Genomic DNA, 22704 nt, shown 5'->3' with positions numbered 1-22704 from the left:
GGTAGTCGCGCTTGACGACGAATTCCCCACCTCGGCAACCCGGATCGACTGATTAGCCCTCGAACACGGGATGCACGTCAAAGCAGCTATGCGAGCCAGTGTGGCATGCCGCGCCGTCCTGCACTACCTGCATCAGCACGGTATCGCCATCACAGTCCAACGCCAGTGATGTCACGGTCTGGAAATGGCCACTAGTAAGCCCCTTAATCCAGTACTCCGACCGGGACCGTGACCAGTAAGTGCCGCGCTTGGTAGCGATGGTGTATGCCAGTGCGTGGGAATCCATCCACGCCATCATGAGCACGCGACCAGTGGATTCTTCCTGCACAATGGCGGGAATCAAGCCGTCAGCGTTGAACTTGGCGATGTTCGCGATATCTGCTGGGAGCGTGTACTCACGCGGATCGTCTCCGGCGCCGTGAGCTGCAGCGCCCGGGGCTAGACCAGTCACTGGCGTACCTCGATTCCCTCGCGGTCCATCTCTTCCTTAACCTCAGCAATGCTGACCTCGCCGAAGTGGAAAATGGATGCGGCCAACACCGCGTTGGCACCGGCGTGCACTGCTGGCGGGAAGTGCTCTGCCTTGCCCGCACCGCCAGAGGCAATCACCGGGACGTCGACGGCAGCGCGGACTTTTTCCAGCAGCTCCAGGTCGAAGCCATCCTTGGTGCCGTCGCCATCCATGGAGTTCAGCAGAATCTCGCCGACCCCGAGCTCCTCGCCACGGCGTGCCCACTCGACGGCGTCAATCCCGGCCGAGCGTGAACCACCGTGCGTCGTCACCTCGAAGCCCGACGGCTGCGGAGTACCTCCCTCGGGAACGCGGCGGGCATCCACCGACAGGACGACACACTGCGCACCGAAGCGACGCGACAGCTCGCTGAGCAGTTCTGGACGTGCGATCGCAGCGGTATTGACACTGACCTTGTCAGCTCCGGCGCGGAGCAGCTGATCGACATCCTCGACGCTACGCACGCCACCGCCGACCGTCAGCGGAATGAAGACCTCACTTGCGGTGCGACGCACCACGTCGAGCATGGTGCCACGGCCATCCTTGGAAGCCGTGACATCCAGGAAGGTCAGCTCATCAGCGCCCTCCTCGCCATAGCAGCGAGCCAGCTCCACCGGATCGCCGGCATCACGGAGATTCTCAAAGTTGACCCCCTTGACGACCCTCCCATCGTTGACATCCAGGCAAGGAATCACGCGTACTGCCAGAGACATAGTTTTTAAGTTCTCCTCGTGTTAGCTCAAAGTTGTGGCTCGACGGTTTGCGCAACCACCCAGCTCAGGGGCGTCGCCCACGGTTTAGCTCCGGAAAGTCTCCGGACGACCCAGTTGGTCAATAATCGACCGCAGCGTGGCATGAACATCTCGAGTTCCCGCCAGCACGCCTACGGAATCATGCCGCCAGGGATTGCCCGCCAAGTCTGTGACCACGCCACCAGCTTCGGAAATCTGCAGTACACCAGCTGCGTTATCCCACACATGCGGTGAGAAAGTCACCGTGCCACCGAATGCCCCCATCGCGGTGGAGCCCAAGTCCACGCCGACAGAGCCAGTAATTCGAATCGTCGGATAGCGCTCGCCCACCTTTGACAGCAGCAGTTGGCGCCACTTGCGCGGGAGTGTGCCGTCGGTACTCGCAATGACGGAGCCGAAGGCAATCGAAACCGGGCGGCCGGCCTCGGCATCGATGTTGACGCAACGGCCGTTGACGAACGTTCCGCCACCTTTAGCTGCGGTGATACGACGGCGCAGCAGAGGCATGGAGGTAATTCCAACCACCGGCTCCCCCTCATGCATGAGCGTGAGCAGCATGGCACACAGCGGAAAGCCGTTGGAATAGTTTGTGGTGCCGTCAATCGGATCGATGACCCAGGCGGTATGTTCCTCGGGAACCTTGCCACCGAATTCCTCGCCGTAGACGGGCAGGCCGGAATACTGCGTGAGGAGCTGGCGCAGACGACGCTCAATTTCCAGGTCGGTCTCCGTCGCGAAATCTCCGCGCGGCTTCATGACAACCGGGTCCGCGCCCACCTGCTGCGTGAACAGGCCTTCGACCTCATCGAGCGCCGCTTCAGCAATAGCGAGCATCGCCCGCGGTTCCAGGGCATCCATACTTTCTAAATCCTTCATCCGCCGTCTCAGCCGGGGTGCCGTTTGCTCGTTAACGCTTTCGCTTGACGACGTCTCCCCGGTCCGGCCACGAAAGTGTTCTCTTTAGCCGCGGGCTACTGCCAGGGCCTCTTCCAGGGTGAAACGCCCTGCGTAGAGCGCCTTACCCACAATTGCGGAGTCAACGCCCTCATCGACCAGTGTGGCAATAGCTGCAATGTCGTCCAGGCTGCTGACACCGCCAGAAGCGACGATTGGAGCATCGGTAGCAGCAGCGACCTCGCGCAGCAGTTCCACATTCGGCCCCTGCAGGGTGCCGTCCTTGGAGACGTCAGTCACCACGAAACGGGATGCGCCCTGAGCATCCAGGCGCTCCAGCACCTCCCAGAGGTCACCGCCGTCGGAGACCCAGCCGCGACCGCGCAGGCGCCACTGACCATCTTCGTTAAGAACATCCAGGCCAATGGCCACGCGGTCGCCGTAGTTGGCGATAACCTCGCGGCACCACTCCGGGTTCTCCAGTGCGGCGGTGCCAATATTGACGCGGGCACAACCGGTGGCCAGCGCAGCCTCGAGCGAAGCGTTGTCACGGATACCGCCGGAGAGCTCCACCTTCACGTCGAGCTTGCCCACCACGTCGGCAAGCAGGTCGTAGTTCGAACCGCGACCGAACGCGGCATCGAGGTCGACCAGGTGGATCCACTCAGCGCCTGCGTTCTGCCAATTCATGGCAGCTTCCAGCGGTGCACCATAGGAAGTCTCGGTTCCAGCAGCACCCTGAACAAGGCGCACAGCCTGGCCATCGGCTACGTCTACAGCGGGCAGCAGGGTCAAACTCATGGGGGCTCTACTCTCTTCGACTTTTGGGCGTTGTGGCGATTGTCACCACGATGCTTGTTGCTAGTTATCTCAGTATAGGTGGTCTAGGTGGCGAAACTCCGTCACCTACCAGGTAGTGCGGTTAGGGCAGATACTACCGATTGGGCAACTACAGCGTGTCCACCCAGTTCTGCAGCAGCTTCAACCCTGCTTCACCAGACTTCTCAGGGTGGAACTGCGTGGCCCACAGCGGACCGTTTTCCACGGCTGCGATAAACCGATCGGATTCGTGGGCAGACCACGTCACCAGCGGCGGAGCGATGCGAGAATCCGTATTAAGGTCCCACTTGCGCACACCGTAGGAGTGGACGAAGTAAAAACGCTGATCTTCCAGTCCCTTAAACATCTTTGAGCCTTCCGGTACTTCAACCGTGTTCCAGCCCATGTGCGGCAGAATCGACGCCTCGAGACGCTCGACAGTACCGGGCCATTCACCACAACCCGGGGTGCCGGTGACAGCTGCGGATGCGTCGGTCTCCGCTGCGTGGATGCCGTCGGCGTACTCGACGCCGCGGTCAAAGAGCACCTGCATACCGACGCAGATTCCCATCACTGGTCGACCACCTGCGAGTCGAGAGCCGATCAGGCGCGGCCCTTGTACTCGATGCAAACCCTCCATGCATGCGGCATAAGCGCCGACGCCGGGAACGAGCAGACCATCGGCCTCCATCACGGTCTTCGGATCGGCGGTCACAATAACCTCGGCACCCGTGGTGGCCACAGCGCGCTCAGCTGAACGCAAATTACCGGAGCCGTAATCAAGGATGGCAACGGTCGGGGTCTTCGTCGAAGGTGAGACTTGTTCCATAGTTGGACATTTTAAGGCGCTGGGAATCGATGTTTGCCACTTACCCCAAGAAAACTGCCTGGATAGGCAAAAGCACTGGTATACAACTACCGAATACTTTGGTAAACTCAAGGTTAACAACAGGTTAACTAAGTTATTGATTTATCCCTAATACCCCTGATTACTTTTTCACAGAGAGGCTCCGACGCCATGACTACCGCATCCGTTCTTAGTAAATCATTTGCCATTGTCCGCGAGGACCTTCACCGGCTCTACGGTGCAGCCTGCGATGCTGCGACCATCGATTCCATCCTCGACGATGTCATTGCAGAGCTGTCCAACTCTGCGAAGGTGACTAACTTCCTCCCCGTCCTCGCCGAACGCGAGGCCACCGAACGCATCAAGGCCGCGAGCGGATGCAAGGACTTCGCCCCGCGCCAAGAGATTCTCTTTGCCGATAGCCGCGGTTCCGGCCGCAGTCAGATTGCCACTGCCCTGGCCTACCACCTGGTTGGCGACGAAGTCTTTATCCGCACTATCGGCCTCAATCCAGAGGATGGCCTGAACCCTCGCGTCGTCGCGGCTCTTCACGACCGTGGCGTGGACACCTCACGCCTCACCCAAAAGGCGATTACTCCCCGCGTTTCCCACCGCGCCGATGTTGTCGTGCTCATGGGCATCGACGAGACACCAGCAGTCCCCGGCGACCGCTACGTGGAATGGGATGTCGCAGATCCGGACAATCTCGCAGACGATGAGCTCCAGTCGCTTATCGACGATATCGAAACCCGCCTGCGGGCTCTCTTCACCGAGATGGACGTCGCCGTCGCGTAAACAGGCACGGCTGACCCCACACCGGGGTGCATTTATTAACCAAAAAGAGTGGCTGCGCAAGAACTTGCGCAGCCACTCTTTTTCAAACGTCTCTTTGTATGTAGTTACTTCTTCTTGCGGTCCCGAACCGTCAAACGCGTCACTGCATTCTTTGCCGGGCGGGCAACGCGCACAGCGGCCTCCGGCGTACGACGCTTCACGGCATCCCCCAGACGACGCAGCGTAGCGCGGGTGTTCTGGTATTCCGCCACGCGGTGCTTTCCGATGATTCGGTCGAGCACCGCACCAATGAGACCAACTGCCAGCAGAGCTGCCGCAAAGGCAAAGACAGCCGGGTACGGACGGAGTGCAGCCGTGGCTACGGCTCCCAGAACGAACGAGCCGATACCTGTGCCCGAGTCAAAGGACATGTTCCAGAAGGCACTGGCCTCAGCAGTACGGTCACGCGGCAGGCGGGCAAACATCAGCAGCAGAGCCTCATTTTGCACTATGCCGAAGCCCGCGCCGTAGAAAATGGCCGCAACCAGCAGCAGCCAGGCCGACAGATCAAAGAGAACCACGCCGGACATCATCAGCAGGCCAATAAAACCACTGATCAATGCCGGAATCAGCAGAATTCCAGCCTCCGACTTCCGGTCGGCGTAGATTCCTGCGAAATAACGGAACACCATCTGCGCGCCACCGAGAACAGACAGCGACAGGCCAGCCACAACCGCACCGGAGACCAGATCAATTTCGCGAGCTGCCGGGGCAAGGAATGCGGAAATACCACCAAAGCCCATCGCAATCGTGCAAATTGCGAGCGCGGGAATGGCCACCAGCTTCCATGTGGCAACGTGCTCAACGGGGCTCGGCTGAGTTGCTGCAGATCCGGGCACAGGATCGCCGACGTCTTCCTTGCCGCCCTTGCCCTCCTTCGGCGCTGGCTTAATCTTCGGGATAAAGAGTGCCATCAACGAACCGACAAGCGAGATGACGGCGCCCAGGACATAAACAGGGGTGTAAGAACCCGTCTTGTCCGCAATGATTAGTCCTAGTGGCAAGAAAATGAGCTCAGATAAACCAACTGCCACACCGAGAACGCCAGAGGCCTTACCCAGAAATTTCATTGGCACTAGCTCGGCAATCAATGCGGACTCGGCGACAGTCAACGCACCGAAGCCCATACCGCGGAGAACCGCAATGATGAGCACCAAAGCAGCATCGGTGCCAAAGATGTGCAGAATCGTCGGCAAGCCCAGAAACAGACCTGAAATCAGCATGGTCATGCCGTAGCCAAGACGGCGACACATACGTGGAGTCTGCGTCTGTGTGAGAACGGTAGCGGCCATAAAAACACCGGTGTAGGCACCTGCGAGCGAGGTTCCACCGCCATCGTCAAGAATTGCCTGCGGAATGACAGGCATGAGGAGTGACCAGCCACCGAAGGCGGCCATCACGGCGACTAGCGTAGGTACTAGTCCGGGCGCTTTCCACATGCTGTCCAGTTCGTCCAACTGCCTGCGGTCCATCACCCGGGACGCCATTTACTCCATCACTCCTATCAACCACAAAATTGCGCCGGCGAGCGCGATCACAGATAAGAGACCAAGGACAATTGTTCCGACCCTCGATCCGGATTTATAGAGTGACCATGTTCCGCCCACCAGCAGACCAGCGACAATGAACAAAAAATAAGTGCTCAGCGTCGATGCGGTAGACACCTGCGCTAAAAGCACGTCTACAGACGTTGTTACCATCGATTCCCCTAAAATGCCAGCTAAGGCGGATTTTCCGGTTTCCTACAGCGGCCGTCTACTTCAGCTGCGACCTACAGAGTGCCCTTGGTCGACGGCACACCGTGGACGCGCGGGTCGTCCTCGACGGCAGCACGCAGGGCACGGGCCACAGCCTTGTACTCAGCCTCGGTGATGTGGTGCGGATCGCGCCCGTAGAGACAGCGAACATGCAGCGCAATACGGGCATTTAGGGCGAAGGACTCAAAGAAATGCTCGTTGATAACCGTTGCGTAGTGACCACCAATAACGGCAGTCAACATCTGCTCTGGTTCGCCAGTGCCAACAAAATACGGACGGCCCGACACGTCAACCACTGCGTGCGTCAGCGTTTCATCCATCGGGATATAGCAGTCACCAAAGCGACGAATACCAGACTTGTCCCCCAACGCCTGGGCGAAGGCCTGCCCCATCACAATGCCGGTATCCTCCACCGTGTGGTGCGCATCGACCTCGGTGTCGCCGTTGGCGTGCACAGTCAGGTCGAAGCTGCCGTGGGAGCCGAAAGCGGTCAACATGTGGTCGAAGAACGGCAGACCGGTCGAAATATCGGTCTTGCCGGTGCCATCGAGATTCACCGAGCAGACGATGCTCGATTCGCGGGTGGCGCGCTCGATACGGCCAACGCGCTCAGTGCGCTCTGCCTCCAGATGGTCCTTATCACTGAAGTGCATAAGTCAGATCTCTCCTTGTAGTGGGATGTACCGGCAGCATTTCGCTTAAGCCAGCGCGGTCGCTGCCAATTTCTTGGCCGCCGCCAGCAGCGCATCATTTTCGCTGGGCAGACCAATAGTGGCACGCAGACGACCGGGCACGCCAACATCGCGGATGAGTACTCCCTCATCCAAGAAGCTCTGCCATGCCGTCGCGGCATCGGCGAAACGACCGAAGAAGACGAAGTTGGAGTACGAGTCAATCACGTCGTAGCCATAGCTGTTCAGGGCGGCTACGACGCGGTCACGCTCGTCTGCAAGCTTTGCGACGGTCGACAGCGTCGCATCCGAGTGGCGGAGTGCAACCGTGGCTGCGGCCTGCGTCAACGTCGACAGGTGGTATGGCAGACGTACGAGCATCACAGCATCAATAAATGCTGGGTTAGCAACGAAGTAGCCAAGGCGGCCTCCGGCGAAGTCGAAAGCCTTGCTCATCGTGCGGGAGACAACCAGCTTCGACGGGAACTCAGCCAGCAGCGTTGTCGCCGACGGCTCCTCAGTGAACTCGGCGTAGGCCTCATCGACAATGACGATGCCCGGCGCGGCTTCAATAATGCGGCGCAGGTCAGCGAGCGTGGTCAGGTTGCCAGTCGGGTTGTTCGGAGTCGTGATGAAGATGACGTCAGGACGGTGCTCGGCAATGGCCGCGAGCGCACTATCCATGTCGATGTCGAAGGTCTCCGGGTCGCGGTCGATGCCGATGAACTCCGTCTGCGTGCCGGACGAGAGGATCGGGTGCATCGAGTAGCTGGGCACAAAGCCCATTGCGCTGCGCCCCGGCCCGCCAAATGCCTGCAGCAGCTGCTGGAGAATCTCATTGGAGCCGTTGGCGGCCCATACCTGGTCGACGGTGATGTCCACGCCGGTCTGGCGGGTGACATAGTCGGCGAGTGCGCTGCGCAGTGCTACTGCGTCACGGTCCGGGTAGCGGTTGAGGTCAGAGGCGACCTTCTCCACTTGCGCCACCAGGTCGGCGATGAGGTCATCGGATGGCGGGTACGGGTTTTCGTTGGTGTTCAGGCGAACATCGACGTCGAGCTGCGGAGCACCGTAGGCTTCCTCGCCGCGCAGTTCGTCGCGCAGTGGCAAATCTGCCAGCGCCAACTTGGCCACCGACGGCTGTGGCTGATTCTCAGGCTGGTTGCTCATTAGTTGTTCCCCTTTTCTGCGCCATTGATCTCAGAGCCGAGAAGCGTCTCAAAGCGGGCACGGATGGCCTCGCCGTGCGCTGGCAGTCGTTCTTCGTTGGCCAGGACTACCACGCTGTCGGCAACTTCCTTCAACGCGGCCTCGTTGTAGTCAATCATGTGGACCGACTTGAGGAAGGTGTGCGTTGACAGGCCCGAGGCGTGGCGGGCGGTGCCGGAGGTCGGCAACACGTGGTTAGAGCCGGCCGAGTAATCGCCCAGTGGCACCGGCGAGAAGCGACCGATGAAGATTGCGCCGGCATTGGTAATGCGTTCGGCATCGGCCTGCGCGTTTTCGGTGTGGATCTCCAGGTGCTCAGCGGCGTAGGCATCTGCAACCTGGATGCCGATATTCATGTCGTCGACAAGCACGATGCCAGACTGATCGCCGGTGAGCGCCTCGCGAACGCGGTCGGCGTTCATGGTGACCTCGTAGCGGTTTTCGACCTCGCGGTCGACGGTGGCGGCGAAATCGGCGTCGTCAGTGATAAGCACGCTGGCGGCCATGACGTCGTGCTCAGCCTGGGAAATCAGGTCGTAGGCGACGGAGACAGGATCAGCGGTGTTATCTGCGAGAATGGCAATTTCGGTCGGGCCAGCTTCGGCGTCGATACCGACGACCGAGCGGCACAGGCGTTTGGCGGCGGTAACGAAGATGTTGCCCGGACCGGTGACCATGTCGACCGGCTCGAGGCTCTCGTTTTCATCGCCGTATGCGAGCAGTGCGACAGCCTGTGCACCACCGACGGCCCACACCTCGGTCACGCCAAGCAGCTTGCAGGCAGCCAGGATGGTCGGGTGCGGCCAGCCGTCGTTGTCGGCCTGCGGCGGAGAGGCGACGACGAGGGACTCCACACCAGCTTCCTGAGCTGGGATGACGTTCATCAATACGGACGACGGGTAGACGGCGTTGCCCCCGGGGACGTAAAGACCGACGCGCGAAACCGGAATCCACTTCTCGCGGACAATGCCGCCGGGCAGAATTTCAACAGTCTTATCATTCGGCTTCTGAGCAGCGTGGAACGCGCGCACGCGCCCGATGGACTCCTGCAGAGCAGAGCGGACATCGTCTTCCAGCGCAGCTTCCGCGGCATCGATAACCTCAGCTGGAACGCGCATGGATACCGGACGAATACGGTCGAACTTCTCGGAGTACTCCATCGCCGCTTCCACACCACGGGCTGCCACGTCATCGACAACGGGCTTGACCGTGGGAATCATCGAATCAACGTCTGCCGCACCACGCGGCAACACTCGACGCAGAGTGGCGGTGGTGGGAGTCTGACCGCGAAGATCAATAGTGGACAACATAATTAATTAGTAACCGCCTATTCGCACGATGGATTCATACGTGAGCACTTCAGAGTGACAAAGAAATGACAACAAAGTATTGAAAATCTGGGTCAAAGCCAAAGACTTTATCCACGGTTTTCGCTACTATTCGCCCTTAAAGGCACCCTTGAGTATGAACTAAGCATATCTTTCTCACGTTAGGTTCATACCGATTGCCCCATATAACCCCTCATACTGTGGCGCAAGTTAGCTCCGCCACAGTGACCCATTACAGTGTTAAGGAAAGTAGTAACCAGTCGTAGAAAGGTCAGCTGTTGAACCAGGAAGGAAACAGCCCGGATTTGCCGGAGCTCGTCGCAGCCTATGCAGACGCGACCGCAGCCGACAATTCCCTGGCCACGCGCCAACTGGAATCAGTTTTCGCGCATCATTTCTACAACCCACAGCTCTTTTCTGACCCGGAAGCCCACGGCGTTACCGAACACGTCGGCGCGTTTTACCGCATAGTCCGCGAGGTCACCGAATCGCTCGGCATGATGACGGCTGCGCACGATGCCGCCCTGAACTGGATGGTATGGGCATCCGATGACGACAACGTCCCGGAGTACTGGCGCGCCCGGGCACGGCTAGCGGCGGATGAAGCCCGCCGCTACACCACCTTTATCGCCGATGGCCCCACCTCTGCTGCCGCAGAGACCGAAATCCCACTCATCGCACGCATGAGCAGGGAGATCACCTCGTACCGGGCACTCGTGCTTGCCGACGATCTGGATGCCCCAACCAGCAGTCACAGCGCGGTGACCACGGATTCGGATGGGCCGCGGCCGCAGGAATCGTCGGCAAGCGAAGAAGCGGAGGAGCCGTTTAGCCCACGCCAGTGGAAGAAGCGGGCGGCACTGACTGACGCGCTGATTCGGATTGCAAGCGCCCTGCGAAAGGTCAACCGCGAGGACTTGGCACGGGAGCTGCACGAGATGATTCGTGCACTGCCAAATGAGGATAAGTTTGAGTCGATTGCGCTGGCGAAGACTCTGACGGAGGCATCACTGCTGCACCGAGCCGGGAAGGTCGTCGACGCAGCGCGACTTTGCGCCTCACAGCTCAATGCAATCGGTAACCGCTCCGTAATCGCGGGCCTTGAGCTGAGGCAGAATTTGGCACGGTACTCGATAGAGACCGGTAATAGCGATACCGCGTTCCGAATGCTGTCAAACAACGTGGCAGTCGCGGACCAGCACAGACTGGACACTGACTATATTCTCGCGGTTCGTGAGATGGCAGACATCAACTTCGAGGTGGCACATGACAAGCCCGATGCCGCGGAGATGCTGAAGCTAACTCAGCGCGCCCAGGATGTGTCGGCAGACTACCCCAACTGTGAAGTCACCATGGAAATCGCGCTGCTGAAGGCAACGGCACTGTACGAACTCGGAGATTTCCGTCATGCCGGCCAGGAAGCAGAGTCGGTTGCAAAGTGGTCTGAGCCTACCCAGGATGCCGCACGTACTGATTTTTCCTGTGCCATTGCGGCGGAATCGGCAGTCCAAGAGGGAAATACTGAGCATGCCGCAGTACTCTTCGACGCACTGGCCGATATTCGTGCCGGATACTCGTCCCCGATTTCGCCTGCGGAAACTCTGATGGATGCCGCACTATCACTCAGTAACGTGGGCGCCACAAGTGAGCTGACCGACCACCTGATGGAACGCTCACGTGGCTACGTGGTTGGGTCCTGGGAATCGGCCAAGTGGCACGAAGCACAGGCGCTGTTGTGCTGGTCTGTGTGGGACAACGACGGCGTGTACAAGTACGCCGACGAAGCTGCCGAGCTTTTCTTAGAAGCCCACGCCCCTGCCGACGCCGCCCGCACGCTGACCATCGCGGTGCGTGCTGCTGCTAGTGATAACAATGAGGATCGCGCCCGCCGGTTCGCGGTTCGTATCGGCGACCTAGTCGGCCCGGATCACCCAGTGCGCGATGAAGTTCGTGGACTAATGCGTAGCTTTTCAAACCCGGATTAACAGCGCACCCGACTGCACAGGTCTGAAAAACAAAGCAGTTTTTGCATCTTCCCGATGCCACGGGCGAAGATAGTCCAATGGTCTGGTGGGAAGAAGAAAACTCTGAGTCTGGAATTCAAGTTGGCGATTGGGATACCGGCATCGCGGCCGACTACGCGTCAGGGAATTCAGAAAACGCATCAGCAACGGAGAACTCGTCCGAACCCCTGGACTTTCCTCCCCTGCCCAATCCGCTAAAGGCATTACCGGACTCACTTCCGGAGCTGCTGGTTATTTCCCGCAGGGCCGGTGCCACGCTCGACCACGTCACCAGTTGGCGCGCTGTCACCAAGTTCGCCCACACGCACTGGTTAGCCGACGCGCCTACCAACTCCCCCGATGTCGTTGGCGAATTCCACGCACTCAGGCACGCAGTCGCCGACCAACTGGAATTAGTAGAAGAAGCCGCTGCTGCACGCGCCGAGTGGCTGCGCTGGGCAACTGAGGCCAACATCCGCCCCGCGATCTTGCACGCACGCTCCTACGGAGCATTCGCCGAGGCAGAGGCCTTCATCGACGCCAACCCAGGTGATGCCATCACCGGCCGGCGCCCCGAGGACTCCGAAATCCCCGAGCTGATCAGTCTTACTAAGGACATCGTCGCCACCACTCCACAGCCCGGCGAGGCCTATTACTACCTGGTCAGCGCGGCTGTTGCCGGCGCCGCAGCATCGCTGGCGCGCCGGGCGGAAATCGCCGGTCAACTCTCTGAATGGTCCGCACGCTGGGCACCAAAGCGAAGCAGTTTCGACGACCGCAAGCTGTTGGAGGCGCAGCTCGCACACAGCCGTGGTGAGCTGCGCAGGGCCGCCCGCATCGCAGCCAGCGTCGCGGCAGCCCCTCAGTCGGAACCCGTCACCACGACGATTGAAGCACGCCAATTCCTGGCTTTCCTCTCTCTGGAAGCTGGTGAGGAAGCGGAGGCAATCCGCCAGCTACGCCCAATCGTGCAGGCTGGTCTCGATGCAGGACTCACAGTCGCGGTGCTTCGCAGCGTGCGTCTGCTCTGTGCGCTTCTCAACGCCCACGGCGATTTCGCGGAATCCGCCGACATTGCCCGCCGCGCGCTCGCCAGCGCCGAGGGCATGCCGGTCAACCCCATCACCATGGATATCCAGCTCGTTTTGGCCCGCAGTCTCCTCGATGCCGACGAGGTTGACGAGGCGCTGCGCTTTGCCGAACCAGTTGCGCACTGGTCAGCATTTACCGCCGATGAAGAACGCACCGACGCGGCATTTTCTATTGCCTCCACAGCCGCGGGTCTCGGTAATAATCCCCGCCGGGCGGCAAAGCTGCTCATCGAACACGGCGAGCACCTTGAACGCAACGGCGATACCAAGGGTTCTGCCAAGGCCTATCGCCAGGCTGCGCGTTCCATCATTCATGTCATTGACCTGGTCATTTCCGAAGAGGGCTCCGAATTCACCGCCGAGATCGTCTCCGAGGACGCTTCCGCCGCCATTGACCACACGCTCAACGAGGCTGAGGACCTGCTGCTGCGTTCTCAGAAGCTCATCTCCGACGACTGGTCACTCGCCGACTGGCACGACGATGCCGCCTACGTCTTCTACTCCGCTGGCCGCGACACTTTGGCCATCAACCATGTGGAAGCCGCCGCGAAGGGCTACCTGCAGTCCGGCGATGGCGAGGAAGCCGCCCGCGCGCTGCTGGCGGGGGTTCGCTACCGTCTCGACGCGGGTGATTCCGACGGTGCCGCCACCTATGCTCGGCGCGTCGAAGAGCTTCTGCCCCGCGACGTGTGGGAAGGCCATCCTGTTCTCGATGCCCTTGACGTCATCATCATTCAGTCGCTTGACGACGAATACTAGCGCCCCGCCCACTTCGGTGCTGGCGGTGGCACAAAGTAGAGTGTTAGGTCATGACTACTTCTGGTGATTCCGCGATTTCTAGCCCGCAGCAGCTTTTCGACGCCGCCACGGCATTGGCTGAGGAAAACAACCTCTGGGAAGCAGCCCTAACTCTGATGCAGGGGTTCGAGGAGCTCGGCGACAAGGCTGATGCCCCGCAGACCGACAGTCTGGGGCGCCCCATCCGTGGCTCTGCACCGAAGCTGATGGACAAGGCCGCGGACTGGTTGGATTTGCTGGATAACCTGGAGAAAGACGGCTTCGAGCCGACTGCGGACACGCCACCGCGCCACCTGCGCTGGGCGATGTGGCACACCTTGAACGGCCAAGCAGAGATTCGTCGAGGACATCAGGGGCGCGCCATTGATCACCTGGAGTTGGCGGCGGGACTTTTCCAGTCCGATAACCTCAATATCCAGGCCGTTCCTCTGCTTGCACAAATTGCACAGTGCCACCTGCATTTGGGCGATGTCGCTGCTGCGGAGAAGGCGCTTTACCGCGCACAGGAAACCTGTGATGAGCAATCGCGGGAGCGCTGGGGGTCGGCACTAAGCGAGATTGGCGCAGAAATCGCCCGTCGCTTGTAGGCGAAGCTGCGAAGCGATACCGGGGGGGGGCTGATTCAGCTACTGCTCGTCGAAGTCGAGTCCGACATCGAACACCTTGGCCGAATGGGTTAGCGCGCCCACAGCCAGGTAATCGACACCACAGGACGCGTACTCACGAGCCACATCGATGGTCAGTCCACCAGAGGACTCAAGCTGCGTGGCCGGAGAAATCTGCGAGCGGCGCTGCACCGCAATCTGGGTCTCCCAGACCTCGAAGTTGTCCAGCATGACAATATCCGGCTTCATCGGCAGGATCTCATCGAGCTGTGCGAGGGTATCGACTTCCACCTCACACGGCAGCTCCGGGTACTGATCCCGCACCCTCTTCAACGCACCGGACACGGAACCGACAGCCACCACGTGATTGTCCTTAATCAGTGCTTCATCGCCCAAAGCGTAGCGGTGGTTAATTCCGCCGCCGCAGGTCACAGCATACTTTTCCAGGTTGCGCAGCCCCGGCAGCGTCTTTCGGGAATCGCGCACCCGCGCACCGGTGCCGATAATCGCGTCAGCCCACTGGCGCGTCGCAGTAGCTACACCACTGGCGTGCGTGAGGATATTCAGCATTGTCCGCTCAGCAGTCAGCAACCCCCGAGTCGGTGCAGAAATCGTTGCCAGCACTGTGCCAGGACGCACCAGGCTGCCATCTTCAACGTGCTTTTCGACGGTGAACTCACCCGAGATGACCTCCTGCAGCGTCCACTCCACCGCATCAATAGCCGCGATAACGCCCTCTTGCCGGGCCACCAGGCGGGCGCGTGCCTGCGCAGATGCCGAGACTGTCGACAGCGAGGTCACATCCGGCCCGAAGCTCATGTCTTCCTGTAGTGCCGTCCGAATGAGGCCACGGGTGATGTTTTCGTTCAGCACCCCGCGCAGAGTGTCCTTCTCAAGAGTCATGGTTAGCTAATCCCCGTCCTTTTCAAACCAAGTGTGGCACCCCAAAGTATATGGTCGTGCCAATGCCGCTTCGACGACTTTCCTTGCGGCTACGACCTGAACCGATTGCGGGAGCCGATCGATAACCGCCAACGCCTGCCGCAAACTCTGCTCATTGCGCGTTACACCAGCGCCTTCCTGCATCGCCGTCTGCAACCGGAAAAGCTGCCGTGGTTCCAGTTCTGGCCGTGGCTGCGGCAGGCTTTCAACGGCCGCTGCGAATTCCTCGTCCCCGACCGGCACAGCGTGTGTTTCAGCGACTTTTTCGGCCACCCGCTTGCCGACGACCAGTCCCTCCAGCAACGAATTGGAGGCCAACCTGTTGGCACCGTGGAGCCCTGTTGCGGAGCATTCGCCGGCCGCATAGAGGCCCGGCACACTAGTTGCACCGAATGGGTCGACGGCAATACCACCACAGGTGTAGTGGACCGCCGGGGCCACGGGAATGAGGTCCTTGCTCGGATCAATCTCCGCTGCGGTCAGGCCCGCTGTGATCGTCGGAAAGCGGGCGGCGAAGTTGTCGATGTGACGTGCGTCGAGGAAGACGTGGTCCTCGCCGAGCTGGCGCATGCGGGTCGCGATGGCGCGCGAGACGATATCGCGCGGAGCCAGGTCCCCGCGAGGGTCAACGCCGGCGGTCACACTGTTGCCCCGGGAGTCGACGAGAATGGCTCCTTCACCACGGACCGCCTCGCTGATGAGATGGCGTCGGCCGGTGCCATCTGATGCCGAGCGCTCGTCATAGAGCACCGTCGGGTGGAACTGGATAAACTCCATGTCCCGAATCTCCGCGCCAGCATCGGAGGCCATGCCGATAGCCTCACCGCGGGCACCCGAGGGGGCTGTGGTCGCGCGGTAAATATGGCCCACGCCGCCGGTAGCCAGCAGAGTGGCGCCTGCTCGAATAGCTCCACCCCCACGGGGATCCGCTACCAGCGCCCCCAGCACGCGGCCGTCTTTGCCAACGATGAGCTGGCGCGCTGTGGCGTTTTGTAGTACTCGCACGCCGGTAACTGAGGCTTCTAGGGCGCGCTCGATTTCAGCACCAGTGGCGTCACCGCCGGCATGAATGATGCGCCGCGCGTGGTGTCCGCCCTCTTTAGTGCGGGAATAAACGGCCGGGTTATCCGGTGCCGGGTCGAATGTAGCGCCTAGCCCGATCAGCCACTCGGTCGCCGCAGCGCCGGCGCGGATGATGGAAACCACAGCCTCTTCATCGCAGTGTCCGGCACCGGCATCGAGAGTATCCGCGATGTGGGAATCAATGGTGTCGTCGAACCCGTTGGCCACATGGCCGCTGGGGTCGTCGTCAAGCCCGACGACCGCGAGCCCGCCCTGTGCGAGATTCGTGGCCGCATCGGCGAAACGTAGCTGTTTGCGGGCACCGACGCGCCACTCGACGCTGTCGATAACCAGCACGTCGAGGCCGAGCTCAAGGGCCCGACGCGCAGCACTGAGCCCTGCGACTCCCCCGCCGATGACGAGGAAGTCACACGTCAGTGTCCAACTGTCGAATGATGGGCGCAGACCAAACGTGTTACTCGCCTCCGCCTGGATTACCGATGGCGATCATGCGCTCGACCGAAGCGCGCGCCTTGTCGGCGACATCCGGCTCGACATCGACTTCGTCGGTGCCTTCGACGAGGCAGCGCAGCAGAGCCGCCGGAGTGATGAGCTTCATGTACGAGCAGGAAGCGCGGTCGTTGACCGGCTCAAAGTCGACATCCGGCGCGGCCTTGCGCAGCTGGTGGAGCATGCCCACCTCAGTGGCCACGAGCACCTTGCCGTTGGGCTTGTTCTCCTTCAGCTTCTGCGCCTCGGTCAGCATCTCGCCGGTGGAGAGCATCTGCACGCGCTCGGGCTCGATGGTGCCTTCACCTGCGAGGTAAATCGCAGAGTTCGCGCAACCGCACTCCGGGTGAATGAACAGCTGCGAATCGGCGTTCTCCTCCGCACGGTACGCGAGTTCCTCACCGTTGATGTTGGCGTGGACGTGGCACTCACCAGCCCATACCTTGATGTTGTCGCGGCCGGTCTCACGGCGGACGTGTGCGCCGAGGAACTGATCCGGGTTGAACAGGATCTCCTGGTCTTCCGGGATGGACTTGACCACGTCGACGGCGTTGGAGGAAGTACAGCAGATGTCGGTCAGAGCCTTTACGTCTGCCGTGGTGTTGACGTAGCTGACTACCAGTGCGCCGGGATTCTCTGCCTTCCACTCGGCCAGTTCGTCTGCGGTGATGGAGTCCGCCAGGGAGCAGCCGGCGCGCTCGTCCGGAATAAGGACGGTCTTCTCAGGGCTCAGAATTTTGGCGGTTTCCGCCATGAAGTGGACACCACAGAAGACGATGACGTCGGCATCGGTTTCCGCAGCGATGCGGGAAAGTCCGAGGGAGTCGCCGGTGTAGTCGGCAATATCCTGAATCTCCGGCAGCTGGTAGTTGTGCGCAAGAATTACGGCATTGCGTTCGCGGGCGAGGCGCTTAATCTCCTGGGCCCAGCGTTCATCTGCAATTACGCCACCGTAGCGGCCATCTTTATCGACTACCGATTCGTACAGATCCGATTCGAGGCGCGGCAGGCTGGAAGCATTGGCCGCAAGGCTGGTATTCACGGAAAACTACGTCCTTACTTCAATGGGCTGTGGCTACGACCGGAGAAAATGCCGTCACCGTTACCGGCAACGGTCCCCGGAGGCATTCGCAGCGGACTCAAACGGGCAAGTGCAAGAGACCTAAGCTCGCCACACAATATCGAAAAAGCCCCTAAATCGGGGCGAATACTGACATCGAGGACGAACCTATTTCCCAAAATTGTAAGGCTTGTATAAGCCTATTTCCCAATAACTACCCCTGTTCAGTAGGAATTAGTGCTTTACGACGGCCCCCGCGCAGAACCTCACCGTCTCACTTAGTGACCGAATCTGCGTCCGTAGCATTGTCTGCAGCGCTCTCGTTGCCTTCCGTGAAGTCCGTTTGGAACAACACCCGGGACCACAGTGCGAGCATGGCAACCAGTGGCGCGACCAGCAGTGCTACATAGGTTTTGAAGTCTGGAATCACCGAGAACTTATCGCCCGGCTGCATTCCCGCCAGATCCGGCTGGAGCAATGCCGCAACCGACTGACCGACGAGGTACGTCACTGCTGCGCTCATCAACGCGGAGAAACCTGCCCATCCAATTGCCGTGAGCATCTGCACAGGAGTCGTGATGGCACGGTTTCGGAAGGTAGTAATTCCCAGCACCAGGCCGCTGATGGCAGTGACAGCAACAAACCAGAGCAGCCCGATAAAACCAGCGTCAACGGTTTCCTGAATAATCGCCAGTTGGTTATCTGGGAGCATTTGCACCTGCTGCTTGGGGCGTAGGAATGCCCAGGCCACTCCGGCTATCGTTCCCGTTACAACGGAAAAGAGAACAATACCCGAGGCCATTGCCACGCTCTGCTTTTCAACGTGCGGGACTCGGGTATTTTTCATAGTCATAGTTGCCTAATTTACCTCACGGCGCACATCCAGTACTAGCGTGCCCGAATGGCGCACTAGCACAACCAGCGCCTTTTATCGCTGCTCCAACATAACGGAGTCCACTTCGCCGTGGCGCGAGCACTTTGCAGTCCAGCCGTCCGGACGCACCTGCACCACCATCCGGCGCCCACAGAGCTGGCAGAACCGAGGCGCCTCCAGTCCAGCTTTTGCACCATAGGAGCGTTCGCGCACTTCACCAGCTTCGAGGTCGGCGCCGGTAAAAGGATCGAACTTGGGATCGTCTCCCAGCACCATGGCCTGGAGCAGCTCCGTGGAGTCGACTTTCTTACCCCGCGTCGCACGCGGGCTAGATGTCCGAGGCTTAGACAGTTGCATTGAGGGCCTTAATTGGAAGTCGTACCTTGCCAAGCATGTCCAGATCCTGCTCCGCCGGACGGCCCAGCGTGGTCAGGTAATTACCGACAATGACAGCGTTGATACCGCCGAGCAGCCCCTTTTCTGCGCCCAGGTCGCCCAGGGTGAGCTCACGACCACCAGCAAAACGCAGGATGGTCTTCGGCAGGGCCAGACGGAAGGCACCGATGGCGCGCAGTGCGTCCTTGGCTGGCATCGGCTCGCGACCGGCGAACGGAGTGCCCGGACGCGGGTCGAGGAAGTTCATCGGCACCTCGGTCGGGTTGAGCTCCGCCAGGTCCTGAGCGAACTCGGCACGCTGCTCAAGGGTCTCTCCCATACCCAGGATGCCGCCACAGCAGACCTCCATACCGGCTTCGCCGACCATGCGCAGGGTGTCATGGCGCTCTTCCCAAGTGTGGGTGGTCACGACCTGCGGGAAGTAGCTCTTAGCGGTCTCAAGGTTGTGGTTGTAGCGGTGAATACCAGCCTTGGCCAGGCGATCCACCTGCTCCTGCGTCAGAATGCCCATAGAGGCGGCCACATTAATGTCAATCTCTGCCTGAATGGCGGCGACGGCCTGTTCCATCTGGCTGAGCAGTCGCTCGTCCGGCCCCTTTACTGCAGCAACGATGCAGAACTCAGTCGCACCCGACTTTGCAGTCTGCTTTGCGGCGTCCACCAGTGCCGGGATATCCAGCCATGCCGAACGCACCGGGGACTCGAACAGACCCGACTGCGAACAGAAGTGGCAGTCCTCTGGGCAGCCGCCAGTCTTCAGCGAGATAATGCCTTCAACCTCGACCTCTTCGCCGCACCACTTCAAGCGCACCTCATGCGCCAGTGCCAGCAGATCCTCGATGCTGTCGTCATCGAGGTTCAGAACTGCCAGGGTCTCCTCATAGTTCAGCCCCTCACCGCGGCCGAGCACCTTTTCTCGGGCGAGTTCCAAAATGTCCTGCTGCTGTTGAGTCATGGGGGTGATGCTCCTTGAGGCTGGGGATAAAACTTGAACACCGTTTCAGAAGTTGTTCAGTTATCAAACTTAATACCGCAGCTACAGAATGTCGAACAGGGTTCAATTCCCGTCGTGTCGCGGATTTACGCTCCCCATTTCAGCCTTGAGACATCTTCCAGATGGTTCTTCTTTCGTCTACGGTAGGCAGTGTGCAATTGACCAAGGACATCATTGTCGACGCAGCTCTCACCATTCTCAACGAGTACGGACTCGGCGATCTCACGATCCGCCGCCTGACTCGCCACTTGGGTACCGCCGCTGGCGCAATGTACTGGCACTACCCTTCCAAGCAGGCACTGCTGGGCGCCGTCGCTGACCGCATCTTGGCTCCCTGCACAGAGTTTTCCGCCACAGGCGATTGGCGTGCCGACATCGAAGCCGTCGCCGAGCTGCTCTACTCCTGCCTCACCGCTCATCGGGATGGCGCCGAGGTCGTCTCGGCCGCGCTCGCTACGGGCACCGCCACGATTCGCCCCGAACAACTGCTTGCCGACGTCCTGGAGAATGCACCCGAAACCTCCATCAGCACCCCATCAGCGGCTGATACCGCGTCCGTCCTCGTGTACTTCATTCTCGGAGCGACAGTCGACCAGCAGACAGCCATCGCGCTTGACCTGAACGGCGCCAAGGGCGTTTCCAACAAGGGCGACACCAGTGGCGAGAACGCCGATGATAAGGATCTTGAGGTCGAGACTTCCTCTGAAGATGCTGCTGCACAGGCAAAAGAGCTCGGCCGCCAGCGCATTGCACTGGGAACCGAGCTCTTTATCGCCGGAATTGCGGGGGTTGCGGGGGTTGCGGGGACTAAGGGAATCGCAGGTCAGTAAGCCCCGCTGAAACAATCACGCTCACGGTCAAGCCCCGGCGCTAGAGCACCAGAGCTGCTACCCAACCAGCTGCCAGCAGCGGCAGGTTGAAGTGCAGGAAGGTCGGAATAACCGAATCGCGAATGTGGTCGTGCTGCCCGTCGGCATTGAGACCCATCGTCGGGCCGAGCGTCGAGTCCGATGCCGGCGAACCAGCATCACCTAGAGCACCTGCAGTACCAATGATGGCGACGGTAGCCATCGGCGAGAAGCCCAGCGACAGACACAACGGCACATAGATGATGGCGATAATCGGCAACGTCGAGAAGGACGAACCAATACCCATCGTGACCACCAGACCAACGACCAGCATGGCGAATGCAGCGGCAGGCTTGTTGCCCGCAAACAGCTCTGCAGTAGCGGTCACCAGCGGCTCGATCTGGCCGGACTCCGACATCACCGAGGCGAAGCCCTGTGCAGAAATCATGATGAAACCAATCAGGGCCATCATCTTCATACCGGCGGTGAACACGTCGTCCGCCTCACGCCAGCGCACGGCGCCGGTGAACATGAAGATTGCCAGACCAGTGAGTGCACCAATCAGCAACGGATCGGCATCGGTCTCCATAGAATTCATCACAATCTGGACGACGAAAGTCACCACGATTGCAACGAGAGCGACGATAACTCGGTACTTCGACACCGGTTCGTCAGACTGGGTTTCTGCGTGTGAGGACTGGGCAATCGGCCGATCTTCGTAATGCCGTGGCTTCCGGTAGGAGAAAAATACGGCAATGGCCAGACCGGCCAGCATGCCGAGAGCCGGGATGCCCATCGTCATCATGATGTTGATATTGGAAACATCAAGGCCAGCATTCTCGATGTTCCCCAGCAGGATGTCGTTCAGGAAGATAGAACCGAATCCGACCGGAACCCACATGTAGGTGGTGACCAAACCGAAGGTCATCACACTGGTAATCATTCGACGGTCGATGTTGAGGCGGTTAAATACCGGCAACAGCGGCGGAATAATCAGCGGGATAAACGCAATGTGAACTGGGATGAGGTTCTGCGACATAATCGCCATGGCCAAAATGCCGGCGACCATACCCCACTTGGTCCATGCCTCTGCCTTAGATTTAGCGCCTTCATCCTCCGTACCGATCTTGGCAATCAGCCAATCGGCCAGCAATTTGGGCAACCCAGAGGATGCCACTGCCATGGCAAAGGCACCCAGCATGGCATAGCTCAGGGCAATCTTCGCACCACCAGAGAGGCCTTCCTGGAAGGCAACCATTGTGGCATCGAGCCCCATACCGGCGGAAAGACCACCGACTAAGGCGCCAATAAACAGCGCTAGCACAACGTGTACCCGGCAGACCGCCAGGATTAGCATCACCAAAACGGCGAGAAGAACGGCATTCATAAGGAAAATATTAAGGCAACCTTAAGTATTTCCAGCAACCGGGGCTAGAAAGACTTCACCCCAAAATCTTTACACCCCGGCTAATGCGGCTAATCAATCGAGACGAGTCCCTGGCCGCCCTGCACTGCGTCGCCGACTTCGACATGAATAGAGCCGACGGTGCCTGCAGCCGGGGCCGTAATCTCGGTTTCCATCTTCATTGCCTCGAGAATGAGCAGCACCTCCCCAGCCTCAATCTTCTGGCCTTCCTCGACCAAAATCTTGCTGACCGAACCTGCCAGTGGCGCCACCACCGAATTGGCGGAGACACCCGAGACACTAGCGGTGGCCGGCTCAACGGAAGCGCTCGACGATCCACCCAACACGATGGGCGAAAGACGCTTGGGCTCCTCAACTACTTCAACGTCGACATCGTAGGCAATGCCGCCGACAGTCACTTTCAATTTCATGGCTCAACAATCCTCACGTAGCAAAAGTCAATGAGTCAGACTCAATTAAGTCGGGTATCGAAA

General features: G+C 59.9%; 22 protein-coding genes. 5 read left to right on the top strand and 17 right to left on the bottom strand.

Annotated elements, in window-relative coordinates:
- Window positions 1–52 precede the first annotated feature (52 nt).
- From hisI to hisH, 5 genes are all read right to left on the bottom strand, one after another.
- The gene (gene hisI, locus QKE19_RS02210; protein WP_172954653.1) at window positions 53–376 is read right to left on the bottom strand and encodes a phosphoribosyl-AMP cyclohydrolase; all 324 of its coding nucleotides are present in this window, start codon (window positions 374–376) and stop codon (window positions 53–55) included.
- A 71-nt stretch (window positions 377–447) separates the two neighbouring features.
- Window positions 448–1224, bottom strand: a complete 777-nt coding sequence (hisF, locus tag QKE19_RS02205; protein WP_069359165.1) for an imidazole glycerol phosphate synthase subunit HisF — start codon at window positions 1222–1224, stop codon at window positions 448–450.
- 84 nt (window positions 1225–1308) lie between these two features.
- Window positions 1309–2121, bottom strand: a complete 813-nt coding sequence (locus tag QKE19_RS02200; RefSeq protein ID WP_069359166.1) for an inositol monophosphatase — start codon at window positions 2119–2121, stop codon at window positions 1309–1311.
- A gap of 102 nt (window positions 2122–2223) precedes the next feature.
- Window positions 2224–2958, bottom strand: a complete 735-nt coding sequence (gene priA / locus QKE19_RS02195; protein WP_048734641.1) for a bifunctional 1-(5-phosphoribosyl)-5-((5-phosphoribosylamino)methylideneamino)imidazole-4-carboxamide isomerase/phosphoribosylanthranilate isomerase PriA — start codon at window positions 2956–2958, stop codon at window positions 2224–2226.
- Window positions 2959–3106: 148 nt separating this feature from the next.
- On the bottom strand, window positions 3107–3805 hold the full coding sequence (gene hisH / locus QKE19_RS02190; protein WP_016422947.1) for an imidazole glycerol phosphate synthase subunit HisH: 699 nt from the start codon (window positions 3803–3805) through the stop codon (window positions 3107–3109).
- A gap of 189 nt (window positions 3806–3994) precedes the next feature.
- Here hisH and QKE19_RS02185 point away from each other — a divergent pair, with 189 nt between their 5' ends.
- Window positions 3995–4618 (top strand): protein tyrosine phosphatase, encoded by a 624-nt coding sequence (locus tag QKE19_RS02185; RefSeq protein ID WP_347890273.1) that lies wholly within the window; start codon window positions 3995–3997, stop codon window positions 4616–4618.
- A gap of 104 nt (window positions 4619–4722) precedes the next feature.
- Here QKE19_RS02185 and QKE19_RS02180 read toward each other — a convergent pair whose 3' ends face one another.
- From QKE19_RS02180 to hisD, 4 genes are all read right to left on the bottom strand, one after another.
- Window positions 4723–6144, bottom strand: a complete 1422-nt coding sequence (locus QKE19_RS02180; protein WP_347890272.1) for an MFS transporter — start codon at window positions 6142–6144, stop codon at window positions 4723–4725.
- Between the two features lie 284 nt (window positions 6145–6428).
- Window positions 6429–7067, bottom strand: a complete 639-nt coding sequence (gene hisB, locus QKE19_RS02175; protein WP_347890271.1) for an imidazoleglycerol-phosphate dehydratase HisB — start codon at window positions 7065–7067, stop codon at window positions 6429–6431.
- Between the two features lie 45 nt (window positions 7068–7112).
- Window positions 7113–8255, bottom strand: coding sequence for a histidinol-phosphate transaminase (locus QKE19_RS02170; RefSeq protein ID WP_070606970.1), 1143 nt, complete (start codon window positions 8253–8255; stop codon window positions 7113–7115).
- Window positions 8255–9604, bottom strand: coding sequence for a histidinol dehydrogenase (gene hisD, locus QKE19_RS02165; RefSeq protein ID WP_070858890.1), 1350 nt, complete (start codon window positions 9602–9604; stop codon window positions 8255–8257). Before hisD ends, QKE19_RS02170 begins: the two co-directional genes overlap by 1 nt.
- Before the next feature lie 296 nt (window positions 9605–9900).
- On the opposite strand from hisD, the gene QKE19_RS02160 reads away from it, so the two are divergent.
- The 3 genes from QKE19_RS02160 to QKE19_RS02150 all read left to right on the top strand — a co-directional run bounded on the left by QKE19_RS02160 (window position 9901) and on the right by QKE19_RS02150 (window position 14101).
- Window positions 9901–11607 (top strand): hypothetical protein, encoded by a 1707-nt coding sequence (locus QKE19_RS02160; protein ID WP_347890268.1) that lies wholly within the window; start codon window positions 9901–9903, stop codon window positions 11605–11607.
- 77 nt (window positions 11608–11684) lie between these two features.
- Window positions 11685–13475, top strand: a complete 1791-nt coding sequence (locus QKE19_RS02155) for a hypothetical protein (RefSeq protein ID WP_347890266.1) — start codon at window positions 11685–11687, stop codon at window positions 13473–13475.
- Window positions 13476–13525: 50 nt separating this feature from the next.
- Window positions 13526–14101, top strand: coding sequence for a hypothetical protein (locus QKE19_RS02150; RefSeq protein WP_347890264.1), 576 nt, complete (start codon window positions 13526–13528; stop codon window positions 14099–14101).
- 39 nt (window positions 14102–14140) lie between these two features.
- On the opposite strand, the gene nadC is transcribed toward QKE19_RS02150, so the two are convergent.
- From nadC to bioB, 6 genes are all read right to left on the bottom strand, one after another.
- Entirely contained in the window at window positions 14141–15022 is an 882-nt protein-coding gene (gene nadC, locus QKE19_RS02145; RefSeq protein WP_347890262.1) for a carboxylating nicotinate-nucleotide diphosphorylase, read from the bottom strand.
- 6 nt (window positions 15023–15028) lie between these two features.
- Window positions 15029–16588 (bottom strand): L-aspartate oxidase, encoded by a 1560-nt coding sequence (nadB, locus tag QKE19_RS02140; RefSeq protein ID WP_347890310.1) that lies wholly within the window; start codon window positions 16586–16588, stop codon window positions 15029–15031.
- Window positions 16589–16598: 10 nt separating this feature from the next.
- The gene (gene nadA, locus QKE19_RS02135; RefSeq protein WP_284857501.1) at window positions 16599–17621 is read right to left on the bottom strand and encodes a quinolinate synthase NadA; all 1023 of its coding nucleotides are present in this window, start codon (window positions 17619–17621) and stop codon (window positions 16599–16601) included.
- A 346-nt stretch (window positions 17622–17967) separates the two neighbouring features.
- A complete protein-coding gene (locus QKE19_RS02130) occupies window positions 17968–18546 on the bottom strand; it encodes a hypothetical protein (protein WP_049190416.1) in 579 nt (192 codons plus the stop codon).
- A 75-nt stretch (window positions 18547–18621) separates the two neighbouring features.
- Window positions 18622–18924, bottom strand: a complete 303-nt coding sequence (locus QKE19_RS02125) for a hypothetical protein (protein WP_048734678.1) — start codon at window positions 18922–18924, stop codon at window positions 18622–18624.
- Window positions 18911–19918: a biotin synthase BioB gene (bioB, locus tag QKE19_RS02120; RefSeq protein ID WP_347890260.1), complete on the bottom strand. Its 1008-nt coding sequence runs from the start codon at window positions 19916–19918 to the stop codon at window positions 18911–18913. The genes QKE19_RS02125 and bioB overlap by 14 nt, the downstream gene beginning before the upstream one ends.
- A 191-nt stretch (window positions 19919–20109) precedes the next feature.
- Between bioB and QKE19_RS02115 the strand changes: the two genes are divergently transcribed.
- A complete protein-coding gene (locus QKE19_RS02115) occupies window positions 20110–20787 on the top strand; it encodes a TetR family transcriptional regulator (RefSeq protein WP_347890259.1) in 678 nt (225 codons plus the stop codon).
- Between the two features lie 40 nt (window positions 20788–20827).
- Here the strand turns inward: QKE19_RS02115 and QKE19_RS02110 are convergent, their stop codons facing one another.
- Entirely contained in the window at window positions 20828–22192 is a 1365-nt protein-coding gene (locus QKE19_RS02110; RefSeq protein ID WP_049193985.1) for a Na+/H+ antiporter NhaC family protein, read from the bottom strand.
- A gap of 89 nt (window positions 22193–22281) precedes the next feature.
- Complete coding sequence (locus tag QKE19_RS02105; RefSeq protein WP_016422964.1) at window positions 22282–22641, bottom strand: biotin/lipoyl-containing protein; 360 nt, start codon at window positions 22639–22641, stop codon at window positions 22282–22284.
- Window positions 22642–22704 lie beyond the last annotated feature (63 nt).

Source organism: Corynebacterium sp. c8Ua_99 (assembly GCF_039907185.1).
In the GTDB taxonomy this organism is placed as follows: domain Bacteria; phylum Actinomycetota; class Actinomycetes; order Mycobacteriales; family Mycobacteriaceae; genus Corynebacterium; species Corynebacterium jeikeium_D.
Note: the sequence above shows the minus strand (reverse complement) of the source record. Positions and strands in the feature narration are given on the sequence as shown.

Bases quoted from the DNA above. Each gene is read 5' to 3' on its own strand.
- QKE19_RS02185 (WP_347890273.1), top strand. From the start codon at position 3,995: ATGACTACCGCATCCGTTCTTAGTAAATCATTTGCCATTGTCCGCGAG.
- QKE19_RS02130 (WP_049190416.1), bottom strand. From the start codon at position 18,546: ATGACTATGAAAAATACCCGAGTCCCGCACGTTGAAAAGCAGAGCGTG.
- hisB (WP_347890271.1), bottom strand. From the start codon at position 7,067: ATGCACTTCAGTGATAAGGACCATCTGGAGGCAGAGCGCACTGAGCGC.
- QKE19_RS02155 (WP_347890266.1), top strand. From the start codon at position 11,685: ATGGTCTGGTGGGAAGAAGAAAACTCTGAGTCTGGAATTCAAGTTGGC.
- priA (WP_048734641.1), bottom strand. From the start codon at position 2,958: ATGAGTTTGACCCTGCTGCCCGCTGTAGACGTAGCCGATGGCCAGGCT.
- hisF (WP_069359165.1), bottom strand. From the start codon at position 1,224: ATGTCTCTGGCAGTACGCGTGATTCCTTGCCTGGATGTCAACGATGGG.
- QKE19_RS02150 (WP_347890264.1), top strand. From the start codon at position 13,526: ATGACTACTTCTGGTGATTCCGCGATTTCTAGCCCGCAGCAGCTTTTC.
- QKE19_RS02200 (WP_069359166.1), bottom strand. From the start codon at position 2,121: ATGGATGCCCTGGAACCGCGGGCGATGCTCGCTATTGCTGAAGCGGCG.
- QKE19_RS02105 (WP_016422964.1), bottom strand. From the start codon at position 22,641: ATGAAATTGAAAGTGACTGTCGGCGGCATTGCCTACGATGTCGACGTT.
- QKE19_RS02180 (WP_347890272.1), bottom strand. From the start codon at position 6,144: ATGGCGTCCCGGGTGATGGACCGCAGGCAGTTGGACGAACTGGACAGC.
- nadC (WP_347890262.1), bottom strand. From the start codon at position 15,022: ATGACTCTTGAGAAGGACACTCTGCGCGGGGTGCTGAACGAAAACATC.
- hisD (WP_070858890.1), bottom strand. From the start codon at position 9,604: ATGTTGTCCACTATTGATCTTCGCGGTCAGACTCCCACCACCGCCACT.
- QKE19_RS02110 (WP_049193985.1), bottom strand. From the start codon at position 22,192: ATGAATGCCGTTCTTCTCGCCGTTTTGGTGATGCTAATCCTGGCGGTC.
- QKE19_RS02125 (WP_048734678.1), bottom strand. From the start codon at position 18,924: ATGCAACTGTCTAAGCCTCGGACATCTAGCCCGCGTGCGACGCGGGGT.
- bioB (WP_347890260.1), bottom strand. From the start codon at position 19,918: ATGACTCAACAGCAGCAGGACATTTTGGAACTCGCCCGAGAAAAGGTG.
- QKE19_RS02170 (WP_070606970.1), bottom strand. From the start codon at position 8,255: ATGAGCAACCAGCCTGAGAATCAGCCACAGCCGTCGGTGGCCAAGTTG.
- hisH (WP_016422947.1), bottom strand. From the start codon at position 3,805: ATGGAACAAGTCTCACCTTCGACGAAGACCCCGACCGTTGCCATCCTT.